Source organism: Sphingobacterium sp. UBA7249 (assembly GCF_002472835.1).
GTDB lineage: Bacteria > Bacteroidota > Bacteroidia > Sphingobacteriales > Sphingobacteriaceae > Sphingobacterium > Sphingobacterium prati.
Genome location: NZ_DKST01000018.1, coordinates 391 through 17,512, shown reverse-complemented (window position 1 = coordinate 17,512; position 17,122 = coordinate 391). Strand labels below are relative to the sequence as shown.

The following is a 17,122-nucleotide window of genomic DNA, read 5'->3' as shown; positions in this document are numbered from 1 at the left end:
TAAGATGAGCGAAATGATTTCTATTTTAGGCGTGACGCGCAAAAACCGCTTTTCACCCAATCACGTGGGTAATGATGCTGCAATATTTAATGAAGTTGTGCTAAAATTGACCGAAAAAGGCGCGGCAGTTGAAATTTGTAATGAGGATGAATTCTTGGCTTCTGATTCTGTCAAACAAGAAAATATCCTGACTATGGGAAGAACAAAAACATTGGTTAAGAAGTTGCAATCTCTTCAAAATAATGGTGTTCATGTATTGAATTCGGGTTTTGGTATTGAAAACTGTTTTCGAAAAAACATGACACTCAAGTTGTTGGATGGCGGAGTTCCTTATCCCAAAAGTATTGTGATCTCTACAGTCGCGGATATTCAGTCAATATTTGAAAAATTGAAAGGAAAAGGCGTCTGGATCAAACGTGGTGATTTCCATGCTATCCATAAAGAAGACGTGACCTTTGCGGCCAGTCTCAAAGAAGCCCAGCATATCTTAAACGAATATGCGCTTCGGGGGATTAAGGAGGCGGTGATCTCCGAACATTTGGCCGGAGATTTATTAAAGTTTTATGCGGTTAGGGATACCGATTTCTTTTTTCACTTTTATCCCTATGAACATAATCATCATAAGTATGATCTGTATGAACAAATTAATGATGAAGTTGTCCATTTCCCATTTGATTTGGCCAGCTTAAAGCAAGCGGCGAATCGCGCAGCAGAAGTATTGGATGTCCATATCTATGGCGGTGATGTGATTATCGATTCAAACGGCGATTTTCATATTATTGATCTAAATGATTGGCCGAGCTTCGCGCCATGTCGGGCTGAAGCAGCCGAAGCCATTGCGCAAATGGTTTACCATAAATTTACTGAAAAGAACCAAAATGCAGAGAGAACAAGTTAATGTAGTTGACGAAGAGAATTTGAGTGCGTTCGAACAATCGTTAAAATCCAACGATACAGAGGAGAAAATAGACATCTGGTTTTACAGGCCAATTGGATTTCGTATTGCACAAATATGCGCTAAAATCGGGATTACACCCAATGCAGTGACTATCATAAGTATTTTCTTTGGTGTTGCGGCAGGTATACTATTTTATTACGGAGATTTATGGATCAATGTGATCGGGATGTTGCTGTTAATCTTCGCGAACTCATTGGATAGCGCAGACGGGCAATTGGCGCGAATGACAGATAATAAAAGCCGTTTTGGTCGTATTTTGGATGGTTTTGCTGGTGATTTTTGGTTTGCTTCCATTCATATAGCCATTTGTTTGCGTAGTATAAATGAAGGCTGGCCAGACTGGCTGTGGATATTTTGTATCCTTGCCGGTGTGTCTCATATGATACAATCTGCGATGGCTGATTATTATCGTAATGTTCACCTCTTTTTTATCAAAGGTAAAGCTGGCAGTGAGTTAGATAATACGCGGGATCTAAAAATTGATTACGATGCGCTGTCCTGGAAGAAGAATTTTTTCAGCAAATTTGTGTTGAACGGTTACATGGGCTACACCCGAAATCAGGAGAAGTTGTCACCAAGATTACAGAAGTTATTACATATTGTCAAATCTCGCTATGAAGATGATTTACCAAAACAATTGATGGTTGATTTTAGAATAAAAAATAAACCATTGATGAAATACACTAATATTGTACAGTTCAATACCAGGGTTATCTTTCTCTTTGTTTGGTTGTTTATCGGTCAACCATGGATTTACTTTTTCTTTGACATGTTTGTATTAAATCCGATCTTAGTCTATATGTGCAATAGACAGGAAAAGGTAAGTGGTTATTTTGTTGATAAGTTAACAAACGATCCAACGTATGGGGAGTAAAATCTATAAGGTACTCTTTATGCTGATTGGTATAGGCACTTTAGCTTATATGATTCATGCAATGGGAGTTCAAGAGATTTGGACGAATCTGGAGAAAATCGGCTGGTGGTTTTTGCCGGTATTGGGTAGTTGGGCTGTTCTTTATTGGATGAATGCCATGGCTTTTAAAGCGATTATTCAGGAACCGGAATTACCGCAGACCAATGTTCCTTTCTGGAAAGTATTGCAGTTGACTGTTTCGGGTTACGCCATCAATTATATCACGCCATTTGTGGCTTTGGGGGGAGAGCCCTACCGAATTATTGAGCTGAAAAATTATGTTGGTGGGTCAAAGGCAGGTTCATCCGTTCTATTGTATGGTGTTATGCACATTCTATCCCATATTTTATTTTGGGTAGTTTCCGTTTTTCTGATTCTTTGGTTTGTACCTGCCAGCACGTTAGTAGATGTTGCCTGTGCGGTAATTTTTGTGATGGCTATCGTATGTACCTGGCTGTTTACTAAATTCTATAAAAAGGGAATTACAGTTTCGTTATTAAGGGCTTTATCAAGGCTGCCTTTCGTTGGAAAGAAAATCAATAGCCTGCTGGAGGCAAAGTTTGAAACCCTGAACGATGTGGATCAACAGGTCAAAAATTTATTCCAGAATCGTAGAGGCCGCTTTTATACAGCTCTCTTCTGGGAATTTGTTGCCAGGGTAGTCGGTTGTCTGGAGATTTATTTTATAGGCCTGGCGCTGGATATCAATATAGACTTTATCGATGCCATGATCATTAGTTCTGGATCTTCTCTATTTGCCAATTTGGTATTTTTCTTTCCTATGCAATTGGGGACACGCGAAGGCGGGTTGGCGATGGCAGTGATGAGCATAGGCCTTCCGGCTTCTGTCGGTATTTTTATGGGGATTGTGACCAGGATCCGGGAAATCGTCTGGATCATTATCGGTTTAGGCTGGATGAGTTTAGTTAAAAAGAAATAACAATGGATAAGTTTATAATTAAGGGAATTATTTTTGATTACGGCGGAACGTTGGATACAAATGGGGGACACTGGGGCGCTGTAATATGGTCTGGCTACGAAAAGTATCAAGTTCCGGTCAACCTAAGTTCATTTCAAGAAGCATATGCTTACGCGGAAAGGCAGATGGCGATTCAGCCGATCATCAAACCGGAGTTTAACTTCTTGGAAGTGCTTGAAGCAAAATTGAAAGTGCAGTTTGAGTACCTTATAGCTGCTGGCTATGATCTGGATAGGGAATTGGCCAACAAAATTGCGTTTGACGGTTATTCTCTTGCCAAAGATACGGTTGCACAGGTAAAGCCATTATTGGTTGCGCTAGGTAAACAATATCCTATTGTAATGGTTTCCAACTTCTACGGCAATCTAAAGGCTGTGCTGGCTGATTTTGGTGTTTTATCTTATTTTAAGGCGGTTGTTGAGTCAGCTGTAGTGGGCGTACGTAAACCAGACCCCGCGATTTATGCCCTCGGTGTCGAAGCAATGGGGTTGCCTGCTGCGGAGATCCTAGTCGTTGGTGATTCTTATAGCAAAGATATGGCTCCTGCTAAGGCTGTAGGTTGTCAGACACTTTGGTTGAAAGGACAAACCTGGGGAGAAGATAAGCTGCAGGATACTTCTGCTGCGGATAAACAATTTAATACCATCTTTGATCTCCAGGATTTTGTTTAATCGGGCTTTTGACGAAATTCTTTAGGCGATATGCCTACATTTCGCTTAAAGAATTTTCCAAAAAAAGACTGATCTGAGAAATGCAGTTGCTTCGCGATTTCTCCGATCGAAAGTCCCTGACGGAGCAAACATTTAGCCTCTTCCACTAATACATTCTGTATTAATTCTATTGCTGATTTTCCCGTAAATTCTTTGATGATCACCGAGAGATGTTTTGGTGTAATGCCAAGTTCAAGGGCATAAAATTGCACCTTATGTTCCCGGCGGAAGGATTGCTTTAGCAGCAGGTAGAAATTAGCTAGGATCTCTCTTTTCCGTGATGGTACGAAAGGAATTTTATTGACGTGTTGATTAGCCAGGCGAGCAATCTCACAAAATAGGACCTCGGTCAGGGATCTGATAATCTGTGATCTGAAAACGTAATCATGTCCCTGTTTCTCGTAATGGATAAACTGTTTAAATAGATTGGACAGATTTGTCGCATCTTGCACCGAAAGGGAGAAGATGTGACTGTTATTCAAGGCAAGTGACTTTTTTGTAAGATCAAAGAAATCTTTTCGAAAGTTCAATTTGAAGGTGAAATCTATATTGAAGAAAATCAGGTAAATCTCACAGTCCCAAGATTTGATGACGGAGGTACCATTGACTTTTGATGAAGGACTTGTTAACAGTAAATGATGCTGTCCGACTTGTATCCGTTCGTCATTAATGATAAAAGATGTTTCCCCTTTTTTTATTAAACAGAGTGAGTAGAAATTTTTTGTTGCCAATATAAGCTGCTGCTGGGGGCTAAATACTGGTTTAGATTTGTTTCCCTTGATATGAAAAACGAAAAAATCTTTATCATCATCCTGTTGATCTATAAACGCCATACTTATTTTACAATAAAATCAAAATAGGTTTTTCGATAAGGTTCATCTTGTAGGGTGTAGTGCCACCATTCTTTATCATAGGCTTTAAATCCAAATTTGGCCATGGTCTCGCGCAGTATTTTACGATTTTCTTTTTGTTTTGCTGTAAGTTTTGAATAGTTGTGGTGGGAGATGTCACCGAAGAAATCAAAGGGGCCGCCCATATCAAGTTCTCTATTATTAGTAAGATCGATCAATGTCAAGTCAACAGTGCTGCCACGGCTATGGCCAGATTTGCTGGCAATAAAGCCCAGCTTAAATAAGTTTTTTTTATCCAGCAGTGGATAGAACTCACGTTTAGCGATGGTATCTTTCGTGGCCAGTGACCAGGCTTTGAAATGATCAACAGCGCGCTGGGGCCGGTAAGCATCAAAAATTTTTAGTGCCAGACCTCGTTTGTTCAGATAGTTCTCGACTTGCCGTAAGGCTAATGCGGCACGTTTGGTCAAGATGGCAACTGGTTTTTCGTATCCCTGTATAGGCCGGCCCGTAAAATTATGACTTCCAAAATAACGCATATCCAGGATAATTGTTGGAATAAACTCTTTTAGATAGACGAAGTTGTGCGGCATATCCTGTTGAGCTTTCGCTTGGAAGGCAAAAATTGCAAAGCCAATTGACAAACAAAAGTTGAGTTTCATAGGATGAAGATACAACTTTAGATGTTCAATTCTAGTATGAAAATAGATGCTGGATGGCCGTTATTGACGATAATTAGAAAATGAATTAGCAAAGCTCAGGGAATGAGGGCCTGAGCTTTGTCAGAAATTATTTTAATGTTCGGTTATTTTCCTTTTTAAGTATTTGTAGATTTCGATCTGTGAGCGGCAAGCCTCCTTTTTATTCTCAATATAATGATTGCTGAGGGAATTGTTCAGCATACGCGCTTTGACATTGTCGTCCAGCTGTATGTGGAGCATTTCTTTTAAATCTTCCTTAATCTTTTTACTCGTGATCTTTACAGCGGCTTCGATACGGTGATCTAGATTACGGGTCATCCAGTCTGCCGAAGAGATATACATCAGCTCTTTGCCAGCATTATAAAAATACATGACCCGGGCATGTTCTAGGTATTCATCAACAATAGAAATCGCATTTATTGGGAATTTGAATGTTTTCTGGTTTGTTGCGCAATATATCCCCCGAATAATAAGATCTATTTTAACACCAGCAGTCGCTGCATCATAGAGCTTTTTAATCATATCTTTGTCGCTAAGAGAATTTACTTTGATAATGATAGATGCTTTTCGGCCTGCTTTAGCCTCTGTTATCTCCTGATCAATAAAATGTAATAGTTCCCTGCGCATATCGATGGGGCAGATCAATAAACTTTTGCAGTTTTTGATCATCTCTGTTGGATTTGATTTAGGCCTTCTGAGGTAGTTGAACACTTTGTTGATGTCAGCAATGACATCTCTATTGCTTGTCAAGAGACAATAATCTCCATATAATTTAGCAGTTTTTTCATTGATATTACCCGTACTGACAAAACCATATTGAATGGTTTTAGTACCTGTTCGCTTTTTGATGACACAAAGCTTGGCGTGTACTTTTTTATTCGGAATCCCTGTAAGGACTTTGATACCTTCAAGTTCTAGTTTTTCTTTCCAATCCAGATTATTCTCCTCATCAAATCGTGCACGTAGTTCAAGCATGACAGTTACTTCCTTGCCATTGCGTGCTGCATTGATCAATGCATTGGCGACCTTGGAATTCGAAGCCAAGCGGTAGGCAGTGATCTGTATTGTTTTTACATCTGGATCCATTGCTGCTTCACGTAATAAATCGATGATTGGCCGAAACTCATGATAAGGAAATGACAGCAGTACATCCTTTTTTAATACAGTATCGGTGACTCGTTCATAATTTTGAAAATTGGGATGTGGAAATGAAGTTCGTTCCTGCGGCTGATGATAGGATTTAAATACGTTCGGAAAGTCCATAAAATGTTTAAAATTATGGATTTTTTGTCCTGGTATAATACTGTCTTTTTTGGATAGATTAAGTTTTTTGATCAAAAACTCCACAAGCTTTAGATTCATATCCTGATCAAAAATGAAGCGTGTCGGTTTTCCTTTCCGTCTATTCTTGACCCCTTTGCTTATCTTCTCGACCAGTGTTGTATTGACGTCATTGTCGATGTCAAACTCAGCATCCTTCGTAACCTTAAAAACATGGGCATGGAATACATCAAACCCAAAATAGGAGAATATCAATGGCAGATTGAATTTAATAACATCTTCGAGAAGAATAATATGTTTCTCATCCTTGGGGGCAGGTAATTGGACAAAACGTCCGTTTTGGCTTGTAGGGATTTCAATTAAAGCAAACTTAGTTTCATATTGCCATTCACTTTTTCCCATGGCAATACCGAGATAGAGGCTCTTATCACGAATATAGGGCATTGGACGGACATCGTCGAGGATCAAAGGGATGACATTTGATTCTACATCATCCTGATAATACTCGCTTACAAATTGTTGTTGTTCCGGGCTTAGTTCTTCACTTGTTTTGATAAAGACATTTTGCTTGGCCATTTCCTTTTGGATTCGGTTCCAGGTATTGTCAAATTTCTTTTGCTGTTTGATAACCCGGACATTGAGTTCTTCCAAAATCAACTGCGGATCTTCATAAAAAGATTGATTAGCACTTTTGTCTTTGAGGTCAATTGCACGTTTGAGTCCGGCGACCCGCACCCGAAAAAATTCATCTAGGTTATTGGAAAATATACCCAAAAATTTGATCCTTAGGGGTAAAGGAACAGTCTCATCTGCAGCCTCTTGCAATACCCTGCCATTAAAGCTTAACCAACTGATATCTCTAGGAATAAATTTTTTCGCCATAGCTAAATATACATAAATTTAAGATGCAAAACTAGAGCTATGGGTGCGATAAACGAACTTTTTCGTGTTAAAGAATTATTAATTTATTTTCTCTTCATCTAGTCTAAAAAAAATACCCCAAAAAGTGTGAAACTTTTGGGGTAAATAGCATTCTTGTGCCTGATTATTTCTTTTTTCCGTATTTTTTGGAAATCTGAATCGCCTTATATTTGCTGCCGTCAAAATGTGGGGTATCAATTGTCAGGCTTGTTGGATAAGGAGCCGTACGATCGAAATAGTATACAGTCGTGGTACTGCCATAATCATTGACTGGCAAAAGTTCCAAACAACCTGCATAGTCTGCATTCAATACATCACCCACTGTCACTGCATAGATTCGTATAATTCCACCTTTATTTTGTTCATTCCGGACAAAAGCTACCTCTTTAAATCCGCCGGGAAGATCTTCTATACTTTTCTGATTGAAAGTATCTTTTAAAATAAAACCCAACAACACTAAAATTGGGATGACTAAAAGCCACACCTTTTTATTCTTCTTCATTAAAATACGCTTAAATTGTAATGTTTATATCCAATAATTTATAGAATTCTTTTAGAATAGCTTGATGTCCTGGCCAAGCAGGAGATGTAACGAGGTTTCCATCCACAACCGCCTGATCAGCTGGAATATTTTTCCAGATACCGCCTGCCAATTCAATATCCGGCCCTACGGCGACATACGCCGTTAATGTACGCCCAGTCAGAACCTTTGCTGCTGTCAATACCTGAATCCCGTGACATATTGCTGCAACAGGCTTATTCTTTTCAAAGAAATGCCTGGTAATTTCCAATACACGTTGGTTAAGACGGATATATTCCGCCGAACGACCACCCGCAATATAGAGCCCATCATATTCTTCGGGATTGACCTGATCAAAATCCTTATTGATCGCAAAATTATGTCCCCGCAGTTCCTTATACGTTTGGTCACCTGTAAAATCATGTACCGCGGTAGGTACCACATCGCCCTTTTTTCGGTCAGGGGCAATGGCATCAACTGCTATTCCTATTGATCCCATGGCTTGAAATGGAACCATTGCTTCGTAATCTTCTACAAAGTCTCCAACAAGTAATAATATTTTCTTTGCCATATCAAAAACCTCTTTTAATAGGCTTTGAATTTACGTATTAAAAGAGGCTTTTACAACGATTATTTGTTAATCTTTTGTTAACCTTGAACGACTAATTTCTCTGCAAGTGCACGTTTAGTCTTACGGACCTTAGCCTCCAGTTGACTTCTCAAAGCCGGATTGATAATTCCTTTTCCTTCTTCAAAGTTTTTATGGAATTCAGGAAGGGAGAATGAATCCAGAATTTCAGCACCATCCCATGTGATTCTATTGACTGCTGCATTTAATACAGTTGATCCGCCCATTGGACCGGGAGCAGTTGCCAATAAGAAAACTGGTTTGCCATTGAACGTTTTGCGATTTGGGATACGGGAAACCCAGTCTATAATATTTTTGTAGGCTGAAGTGTAGGATCCATTGTGTTCTGCCAATGAAATGAGTAGGAAATCTGCAGCATCCATCTTTGCAGCAAAATCATGGGCCAACTGTGGAATACCCAATTCTACTTCCTTATCATAAGAATAAATAGGCATTTCAAAATGATTGAGATCAAGGAGCTCTATGCTGTCATCCGCTTCTTTATAATATTTCGAGGTACTCGTTACAAAGATTTTGTTGATAGAGTTTTTATTACTTGTTCCTGCAAATGCTAATATTTTCATCTGTGTATAAGTTTTAATTTTTAAACTGGTCAAACTTACAACATAATCATAAAAAAAATGTCAGTCAAATGTCTACTAGGGGCATAATATTGCATTTATTGACCTAGGTCAATTAAAAACAAACCGCTGATACATCCCCAGGAGTCCAGTGAGTCCACCTGTATGAACAACCAGGAGCTGATCCGCGGGTGTGAAATAGTCTTTTCTGATGAGATCATCTACTGCGTAGAGCAGTTTCCCGGTATAAGTGGGTTCGATCATGATGCCCGTGTTGGTCATAAAATGTTGGGTGAATGCGAGGAGTTCCGGTGTTGTTTTGGCATAACCACCAAAATGATAGTCCAGATGCAAAATAGGTGGCGGAAGGTGGGGGTAAAGCTGAGCGACTTCATCATTGATAAAGCTGCCATTCTTTAACACGGGAACGCCATGTATTTGGGTGAAGAGATCCTTCTTGTCAATTGCACTGGCAATTCCGGCGAGAGTGGTTCCGGTACCGCAGGCGGTAAAGATATGTTGATAGTCCTGTTGGAGTTCACCGACAAGTTCGGCACATCCTTTGGCGCCTAGGAGGCCATAACCGCCTTCGTGGATATAGAAAGTTGTTGGATCCTGATCGAAATACATACGATAAAGCTCCTCTTTGTCCCGATAGGAATCGCGATCCACATAAATAAGTTGCATTCCAAATAACTGACACATGGTCAGGACAGGGTTGTTAGCCTGTTCATCACCTCTGACAAAAGCTGTTGTTTTGAACCGGAAAGTAGCTCCAGCGCAAGCAGTCGCCAGTAAATGGTTGCTCCATGCACCTCCAAAAGTAACGATATGATTTTTATTAAGTTGTAATGCCTCCTGAAGATTATACTTCAATTTTCGCCATTTATTGCCTGAAATAAAAGGGTGGATCAGATCATCACGCTTGAGGGTCACTTTAATGTGCTTTTTTTCCCATAAAGGTAAAGTGACTTCTGTTTCGGGGCTATGGATTTTGAATGGGAGCATAATATTTAATGAAAACAAATTTAACAAAAATTGTTTCATTTGGTTTATTTTTGTAGCATGACAGAACAAATGGGATCGCAAGATCAAGAAGAACAGGAGTTATTTGAACATCTACGAATTGAAGTGGATAAGGGGCAAGCTTTACTCCGTATTGATAAATATCTGATGAATAGAGTGGAAAATGCGACAAGAAGTAAAATTCAGCATGCCATTGAAGCGGGTTCTGTCATGGTCAATGGTAAAGAGATCAAGGCGAGCTATAAAGTCAGACCCGATGATGTCATTACGTTGGTATTGCCTGATCCACCGCGGGACAATGAAGTCTATCCGGAAAATATTCCGTTGGACATAAAATACGAGGACGATGATGTACTCATCGTCAATAAGGAAGCGGGGATGGTTGTCCATCCGGGCTATAATAATTACACCGGGACCTTGGTGAATGCATTGACTTTTCATATCCAACAGCTGCCGCAATTACCGGGGAATTCAGACCGGCCTGGATTGGTACATCGAATAGACAAAGATACATCCGGTTTATTGGTGATTGCTAAAAATGAAAAATCGATGGCATTTTTGGCCAAACAATTTTTTGATCATAGTATTACCCGTAAATATATTGCCCTGGTGTGGGGGGATCTGAAGGAAGATGGAACGATTACAGGTTACATTGGCCGACACTTGAAAGATCGACGTATTATGGCCATGTACGAAAGTGAAGATAAGGGAAGATGGTCTGTGACACATTATAAAGTGTTGGAACGATTAGGCTATGTAACTTTGATCGAATGTCAGCTGGAGACGGGGCGTACGCATCAAATCCGCACCCACATGCAATCTATTGGTCATCCATTGTTTAATGATGCAATGTATGGTGGCGATAAGATACTAAAAGGGACTGTTTTCTCTAAGTATAAACAATTTGTGGATAATTGTTTCGCATTACTTCCGCGTCAGGCGCTTCATGCGCAGGTACTGGGATTTATTCATCCAACTACAAAAGAAAATATGTATTTTGAGGTACCATATCCCGAAGATTTTCGTTTAGCTTTAGAAAAGTGGCGCGGTTACGCCGCAAACTCCATGGCTGTAGAAAATGATTAAAATTTAGAAAATAAATAAAGATGCCGACAAACTATATCAATTTTAATGGCAATGTAGTGCCGGAAGAACAGGAAATATTTAGCATAGAAAATAGAGGCTTTCGCTATGGTGATGGGTTGTTTGAGACCATGTTGTATAAAGATGGTGATATCCGTTTCCTGAATTTTCACGTAGCGCGCTTACAGCAGGGAATGGAATTGATACATCTTGATGATTCAAATCTTTTCGATGAATTTTTTATTCGTTCAAGATCAGAAGAGCTGATTCGCAAGAATAATATGTTGGGGCAACAGGTTCGCATTCGGCTGATTGTATTCCGAATGGGTGGGGGACTATATAGCCCAACGACAAACAAACCGGGATTTGTCTTGCAAGTACAACGCATAGAACCCAATCTAAGGGATAAGAAAGTCGGCTTGATCGTAGGTTTATATAGTGAGTTCAAAAAGCCTTATAGTGATTTGTCGAAATTAAAATCGCTCAATTCCCAAATTTATGTGCTGGCGGGTATATACAAGAAAAAGATGGCCTTTGATGATGTATTAATTTTAAATCAGGAGGGCTACCTTTGTGAGTCTTTGACTTCCAATATCTTTGTGTATTATGAAAAGATACTTTATACACCCGCGCTTTCCGAAGGCTGTATTGAAGGTGTCCTGCGTCGTGTTGTGATGGATATGGCCAGGGCAGAGGGAATTGAAGTTGTAGAAGCGCAAATTAGCCCTGAGATCATGAAAAGAGCAGATGAAATTTTCTGTACCAATGCAGTACAGGGGGTGCAATGGGTCATGGGTTACAAACAAAAACGCTATTTCAATAAGATCTCACGCATAATGCAGGACAAACTATCTACTTGGAATTATGATTCGAACGAGGAGTAAATCTATTGCAGGGTATAAACGCTAACATGCAAAAGGCCAAGGGATTAATCTTGGCCTTTTGTATGCGCTATTCTGATGATCCAATGTTCAAAAGCTTTTTTGAAGTCGAGTAGAAAGTCTTTTGTTTTTTGGAGTTCGACTTTCCCGCTTTCCCCGATACAATCTTTTATATTTCCGAGATAGGCTTCGGGCTGTTGCATTGGATAAATGTTAACAAACACTAAAGATTGTCGAATATGGTGATTTGCGCCGAAAGCACCATAGGCTCCTGTTGAAGAGGAGATGATTGCACCAGGTTTGCCATCCCACTTATTTTTGCCGTAAGGTCGCGAGCCCACATCTATAGCATTTTTCAGGACAGCGGGTACAGAGCGATTGTATTCTGCTGTAATGAAAAGAACAGCATCAAGTGCTGCGATTTCTTTGCGAAATCGGACATAACTTTCAGGCGGGTTGCCCTCATCATCAAAATCCTGGTTGTATAAGGGAAGGTCCCCGATTTCGATCACGTGGTAGTTAAACCTGTTAGTCGGTTGTTCACAAATAAACGTCGCTATCTTTTTATTATAAGATTGTTTCCTTAAGCTTCCGACAATGATTCCAATGTTGTAAGTATTCATTCCAAAATTCAATTAAAGTATGATAAGTACTAAGGATTGAACAATTAGTGCCGTAAAAAGTTTCTCTGTTAATGAATGTTGAACTAAAACTAAGCTATTCGTGCAGAATAGATTAAGTATTTGTTAACAAAAATTAACATTTATATTTTAATCTTTTGCATGCAGTTTGTTGTCATAATGGAAAGAGAAAATACAAAGACTAAGGGAGGAGCTACTTATGAAGAAATTGTTTTACATCGCTGCTATTACTGCTGGACTTTTTTTGGCGAGGACGGCAGATGCGCAGGTCAGCATCAGTGTGAATATTGGAAGTCAACCAAGCTGGGGGCCAGTTGGTTATGATTATGCCCGTTATTATTATATCCCAGAATATAATATGTATTACGATGTGCCTGCGAGATGTTACGTTTATTATGACCATGGCGGCTGGGTAAGAAGAGCAAGCCTACCAAGAAGATATCGGCATTATGATTTTTATAGAGCACATAAAGTCGTAATCAATGATCGCAATCCTTGGCGTCATCATGATCGTTATAGAAGCAGATATGGTCACTCGCGTGGTAGACAGGTGTCTATCCGTGACAGTCATCATAGCCACGGCGGGTATTCTTTTGCGAGTGAGCGTAGGGTCAAACGTAGTCATTCTTGGCAAGAAAATAGAAGACATCATGACGGAGGTAGAGGGCATGGACGTGGACATGATCATGGACATGGAGGAAGGCACAGAGATTAGTTGGATGAAGATGTCCAATTTGAGTATCATAATCGTTTAATAAAAAAGAGCCTACCCTATGGTGGGCTTTTTTATGATTTATGTAGTAGCTTTATCTTTTCCACCTCCCTGGGGCTTCAATGCTAAAATTTTATAACAATGTGTTCAATAAAATAAAGTGTAGGGAATAAACCAAAGAATTTAAATCGTTGATTCGCGAAAATTATCTTAATTTTGCCGCACGATCATGCTAAATATTCGCGAAAGATGTGGATATTGTATGTTTGGGGTAGAATGTGGCGTGTAAGTTAATTTTTGTAATGGAAAAAGTAATTAAATCAAGCTTGATATGGATGAGCTTGGGAATTGTTGGTTTGGGACTACAGTCTTGTAATCAAAATAGCGGTAAAAAAGAAGAAAAAGTTTCTGTCGATTCTGTACAACACAAGAAAGATAGTCTGGTTGTCGTGCAGGATTCCATTACCAAAGTGGATTCACTACGCAAAGATTCTATCACCAAAATGGAGGAGAACAGCTCTTATATTGGCGTTAAGGATACTACGGTTCTACTCACGGACTCGATTTCACCACGTTACATTTACCTTACTTTTGATGACGGCCCCCTTAATGGTAGCCAATATTTGGATTCTATCGCTACAGCGAAGGGCATTAAAATCAATGCATTTTTGATCGGTGAGCACGATAAAATGAGTAAAAAATTACACGGCTATACTGAACGGTATAAGAATAATCCGTTGGTAGATTGCTATAATCACAGCTATTGGCATGCACACAATAAGTACAGTACATTTTACTCAAATCCACAGACTGCTTTTGAAGATTTTGAATTGGCAGAGAAGTCCATGGAGTTGGAACATAAAATTGTCCGGCTTCCCGGAAGAAATATCTGGTATGTAGGTAACCGTAAAAAGGTTGATCTGAAAAGCGGTGCTTCCACTGCTGAGCTATTACATCAAAACGGTTATAAAATTATGGGCTGGGACTGTGAATGGAAAATTAATGGTGTGACCGGTAAGCCAGATTTAACAGTTAATCAGCTATATACACAGATGAAAAACTTACTTCGTAAAGGGACATCCTATACGAAAAATAACGTCGTACTTTTGACGCACGATAATATGTACCAAACAAAAAAAGGGCAAAAATTATTGTCAGATTTGATTGACAGCTTAAAACAGCATCCAAACTATCGTTTTGAGTTTATGCGTAATTATCCAAAGTAGGGCATTTGTGCTATTTATTATTATTTAGCCCCAAACTAGTTTCGATAGACTATTAGTTTGGGGCTAAATTTATAAGAGGAAGGTTGATCCTTCTTAATTTTGTTTGCGCAGATATTTTGTCAATATGACAATTGTCTGGCCTTCTATTTTTCCTTCGATCTGCTCAATATTATCCGCTACTAGACGGATATTTTTAACCACGGTGCCTAAGGTTGCTTTGAGTGAAGAACCTTTTACATCCAGCGTTTTTGTCAATACAACGGTATCGCCTTCCAATAGTCTTTGACCAATGCTATCTTCATGAAAGGAAACATAACCATCGTTTTCATGATCACCGGTTTTCTTTGCCTCTGTTAATGTTTCATCATCAAGATAGAGGATATCGAGTGCTTCGGAAGCCCAGCCTTCATTTTTCAGACGGCTTAACATACGCCAGCAGACAATTTGTACAGCGGGGATTTCTGACCACATGGCGTTAGGCAAAAATTTCCAGTCTTCCGGATTTAATTGTTCCGTTTTGTTGAGCTGGTTGGCCAAGGTTGCTGAAATCAGTAGGGTGTTATCCAAATTCGAACTGGTTTCCGGTGGTAAAATATAGGTTACTACATCCGTTTCAGCGCCTGTTAGCTCACATTTTCCTCCAGCCCGCGCGAGTAATTGTTCTTCTAATTTCATATCTGTTTCTATAAAAGCCCAAAAATAAGAATATAAATTGTAGTAAGTCTTAACTGCTAAAATAAAGCTTATTTTTTGGAAAAAAAATAAGGACATACTGCTATATTGGTATTGAATTTGTACGCTAACGAGATTGGAAAAGATTATTAACTGAAATAAAATATATCATATGAAATGGCAAGGAGGTAAACAAAGTGGCAATTTTGAGGATCGTAGAGGGATGTCTGGTGGAGGAAAGATTGCATTAGGAGGTATTGGGGGGATCATCGTATTGGTCATTGGTTTTCTGATGGGTGGAGATCCCATGCAGTTGTTGCAACAAGCGCAAAACATGGGAACGCAAACGGAGCAGTCCGGACAGCCGCGCGAACTGAATACTGAAGAAAAGAGACTGACAGAGTTTTCCCTGACCGTGCTTCAGAGTACAGAGGATGTCTGGGCCAAATTATTTAAGGAACAAATGCAGCAAAATTATACACCGACTACGCTGGTTTTTTATGATGGCGGTACGCAAACAGATGGTTGTGGAATGGGGCAGGCTTCATATGGACCATTTTATTGCCCTGGAGATCAGAAAATCTATTTGGACCTGACTTTTAACCGTGAACTTTCTGATAAGTTCGGGGCTAAGGGCGAATTTGCCATGGCCTATGTGATAGCGCATGAGGTAGGGCATCATATTCAGCAACTGGTGGGACTTTTACCTAAAACGAATCAAGCCAGGGGAAAACTAACTGAGAGCGAAAATAATAAGATGTCGGTTATGACAGAGCTTCAAGCTGATTTCTATGCTGGAGTATGGGCACATTATCTCAATGAATATACGGATATAAAGATAGATTATAATGATATTATGGATGGAATGAAAGCAGCAGAAGCAGTAGGAGACGATAAGTTACAGACTGCTGCACAGGGGTATGCTGTGCCAGAATCTTTTACCCATGGAACCTCAGCCCAACGTATGGCCTGGTTTAAGAAGGGGTATGACTCTGGCGATATGCGCGCTGGAAATACATTCGAAGATCCAAGTCTGAGATAATAAAGGATAGGTTTTCGACAGTTGTATTTATAAATAAAAGAAGCGCTATACTTGAACTGCACCCTAAAAGTTTTATTCAACTTTTGGGGTGTTTTTATTGAACCAATAAATTGCAGCCCCGAATATCACTTTGGTCAAAGCGGCCCAATATCTCAAATGAGCCATCTTGATATATTTTCCCCAAATCCTGTGTCGCAATAAATGAGCAGGAATACCGATTGGCCAGGTCGATGACATTAATGCCGCCTGTGCTATTGGAAGAGATTAAACTCAGTGGATCATTTGTATCACGTATCAGTACTTTCATCCATTTAGGCAAATGGAAAATCCCTTGACCCCAAGAGTAGCCCTGCGACAGTAATTCGGTCATGCCATATTCCGAATGGATCCCATTGACCTTAAAAGCATCTTCAAGCAGTTGGTGAATTTCCTGTTTAACCATTTCTTTACGTTTACCTTTCATGCCGCCAGTTTCCATAATAATCAATTCTGGAAACTCAAAAGCATATTGCTCAATAAAATCAAGCAGGGCATAAGTAACGCCAAAAAGGATGGTTTTGGTTCCTTTATTTTTAAGTTGTATCAGTGTATCGTATAGCTCCTGATGATTATAAAGGAAATAATTGCTTTCTGCTTGTTTGCTCTGTTTCATCAAGTCATCGATCATATAGATCAAGGAGGAACCACTTCTTTCCAGGTAGGATGGCAGCAGGGCTAAAATAGCGATATCTGTAGTTGGTCCGTAAAAATCTTCAAATATACGGCGAAAAGTACGCTCATAGATGGATACATCAGC

19 protein-coding genes are annotated in these 17,122 nt (G+C 39.6%); 9 read left to right on the top strand and 10 right to left on the bottom strand.

The window, feature by feature from the left end:
- Positions 1-13 precede the first annotated feature (13 nt).
- The 4 genes from B4A24_RS14530 to B4A24_RS14515 are packed head-to-tail and all read left to right on the top strand — an operon-like array spanning position 14 to position 3,521.
- Complete coding sequence (locus B4A24_RS14530) at positions 14-898, top strand: hypothetical protein (RefSeq protein WP_293945851.1); 885 nt, start codon at positions 14-16, stop codon at positions 896-898.
- Positions 879-1,832 carry a CDP-alcohol phosphatidyltransferase family protein gene (locus tag B4A24_RS14525; protein WP_293945850.1) on the top strand — a complete coding sequence of 318 codons (954 nt, stop codon included), beginning with the start codon at positions 879-881 and terminating at the stop codon, positions 1,830-1,832. The genes B4A24_RS14530 and B4A24_RS14525 overlap by 20 nt, the downstream gene beginning before the upstream one ends.
- Positions 1,822-2,811 carry a lysylphosphatidylglycerol synthase transmembrane domain-containing protein gene (locus tag B4A24_RS14520; protein WP_293945849.1) on the top strand — a complete coding sequence of 330 codons (990 nt, stop codon included), beginning with the start codon at positions 1,822-1,824 and terminating at the stop codon, positions 2,809-2,811. Before B4A24_RS14525 ends, B4A24_RS14520 begins: the two co-directional genes overlap by 11 nt.
- Before the next feature lie 2 nt (positions 2,812-2,813).
- A complete protein-coding gene (locus tag B4A24_RS14515; protein ID WP_293945848.1) occupies positions 2,814-3,521 on the top strand; it encodes an HAD family hydrolase in 708 nt (235 codons plus the stop codon).
- On the opposite strand, the gene B4A24_RS14510 is transcribed toward B4A24_RS14515, so the two are convergent.
- The 7 genes from B4A24_RS14510 to B4A24_RS14480 all read right to left on the bottom strand — a co-directional run bounded on the left by B4A24_RS14510 (position 3,518) and on the right by B4A24_RS14480 (position 10,090).
- Positions 3,518-4,393, bottom strand: a complete 876-nt coding sequence (locus B4A24_RS14510; RefSeq protein ID WP_293945847.1) for a helix-turn-helix transcriptional regulator — start codon at positions 4,391-4,393, stop codon at positions 3,518-3,520. The genes B4A24_RS14515 and B4A24_RS14510 overlap by 4 nt on opposite strands.
- A 2-nt stretch (positions 4,394-4,395) precedes the next feature.
- Positions 4,396-5,073: a M15 family metallopeptidase gene (locus B4A24_RS14505; protein ID WP_288811496.1), complete on the bottom strand. Its 678-nt coding sequence runs from the start codon at positions 5,071-5,073 to the stop codon at positions 4,396-4,398.
- A gap of 132 nt (positions 5,074-5,205) precedes the next feature.
- Positions 5,206-7,275, bottom strand: a complete 2,070-nt coding sequence (ppk1, locus tag B4A24_RS14500; RefSeq protein WP_293945846.1) for a polyphosphate kinase 1 — start codon at positions 7,273-7,275, stop codon at positions 5,206-5,208.
- A gap of 163 nt (positions 7,276-7,438) precedes the next feature.
- Positions 7,439-7,816, bottom strand: a complete 378-nt coding sequence (locus B4A24_RS14495) for a hypothetical protein (RefSeq protein ID WP_293945845.1) — start codon at positions 7,814-7,816, stop codon at positions 7,439-7,441.
- 10 nt (positions 7,817-7,826) lie between these two features.
- On the bottom strand, positions 7,827-8,405 hold the full coding sequence (locus B4A24_RS14490; RefSeq protein WP_120260819.1) for a DJ-1/PfpI family protein: 579 nt from the start codon (positions 8,403-8,405) through the stop codon (positions 7,827-7,829).
- 77 nt (positions 8,406-8,482) lie between these two features.
- The gene (locus tag B4A24_RS14485; RefSeq protein ID WP_293945844.1) at positions 8,483-9,046 is read right to left on the bottom strand and encodes an NADPH-dependent FMN reductase; all 564 of its coding nucleotides are present in this window, start codon (positions 9,044-9,046) and stop codon (positions 8,483-8,485) included.
- 108 nt (positions 9,047-9,154) lie between these two features.
- On the bottom strand, positions 9,155-10,090 hold the full coding sequence (locus B4A24_RS14480) for a 1-aminocyclopropane-1-carboxylate deaminase/D-cysteine desulfhydrase (protein WP_293945843.1): 936 nt from the start codon (positions 10,088-10,090) through the stop codon (positions 9,155-9,157).
- Between the two features lie 18 nt (positions 10,091-10,108).
- Between B4A24_RS14480 and B4A24_RS14475 the strand changes: the two genes are divergently transcribed.
- Complete coding sequence (locus B4A24_RS14475; protein ID WP_288811506.1) at positions 10,109-11,155, top strand: RluA family pseudouridine synthase; 1,047 nt, start codon at positions 10,109-10,111, stop codon at positions 11,153-11,155.
- 20 nt (positions 11,156-11,175) lie between these two features.
- A complete protein-coding gene (locus B4A24_RS14470; RefSeq protein WP_293945842.1) occupies positions 11,176-12,036 on the top strand; it encodes an aminotransferase class IV in 861 nt (286 codons plus the stop codon).
- A gap of 44 nt (positions 12,037-12,080) precedes the next feature.
- Here B4A24_RS14470 and B4A24_RS14465 read toward each other — a convergent pair whose 3' ends face one another.
- Positions 12,081-12,656: an NADPH-dependent FMN reductase gene (locus B4A24_RS14465; RefSeq protein ID WP_293945841.1), complete on the bottom strand. Its 576-nt coding sequence runs from the start codon at positions 12,654-12,656 to the stop codon at positions 12,081-12,083.
- Positions 12,657-12,873: 217 nt separating this feature from the next.
- On the opposite strand from B4A24_RS14465, the gene B4A24_RS14460 reads away from it, so the two are divergent.
- Both B4A24_RS14460 and B4A24_RS14455 read left to right on the top strand, forming a co-directional pair.
- Positions 12,874-13,389, top strand: coding sequence for a hypothetical protein (locus tag B4A24_RS14460; RefSeq protein WP_293945840.1), 516 nt, complete (start codon positions 12,874-12,876; stop codon positions 13,387-13,389).
- A gap of 299 nt (positions 13,390-13,688) precedes the next feature.
- Positions 13,689-14,612, top strand: coding sequence for a polysaccharide deacetylase family protein (locus B4A24_RS14455; protein ID WP_293945839.1), 924 nt, complete (start codon positions 13,689-13,691; stop codon positions 14,610-14,612).
- Positions 14,613-14,705: 93 nt separating this feature from the next.
- Here the strand turns inward: B4A24_RS14455 and B4A24_RS14450 are convergent, their stop codons facing one another.
- Complete coding sequence (locus B4A24_RS14450; RefSeq protein WP_172395212.1) at positions 14,706-15,287, bottom strand: PhnA domain-containing protein; 582 nt, start codon at positions 15,285-15,287, stop codon at positions 14,706-14,708.
- Positions 15,288-15,456: 169 nt separating this feature from the next.
- Between B4A24_RS14450 and ypfJ the strand changes: the two genes are divergently transcribed.
- Positions 15,457-16,326 carry a KPN_02809 family neutral zinc metallopeptidase gene (ypfJ, locus tag B4A24_RS14445; RefSeq protein ID WP_293945838.1) on the top strand — a complete coding sequence of 290 codons (870 nt, stop codon included), beginning with the start codon at positions 15,457-15,459 and terminating at the stop codon, positions 16,324-16,326.
- A 94-nt stretch (positions 16,327-16,420) separates the two neighbouring features.
- On the opposite strand, the gene B4A24_RS14440 is transcribed toward ypfJ, so the two are convergent.
- A partial coding sequence (locus tag B4A24_RS14440; protein WP_293945837.1) for an acyl transferase occupies positions 16,421-17,122 on the bottom strand: 702 nt, incomplete at its 5' end.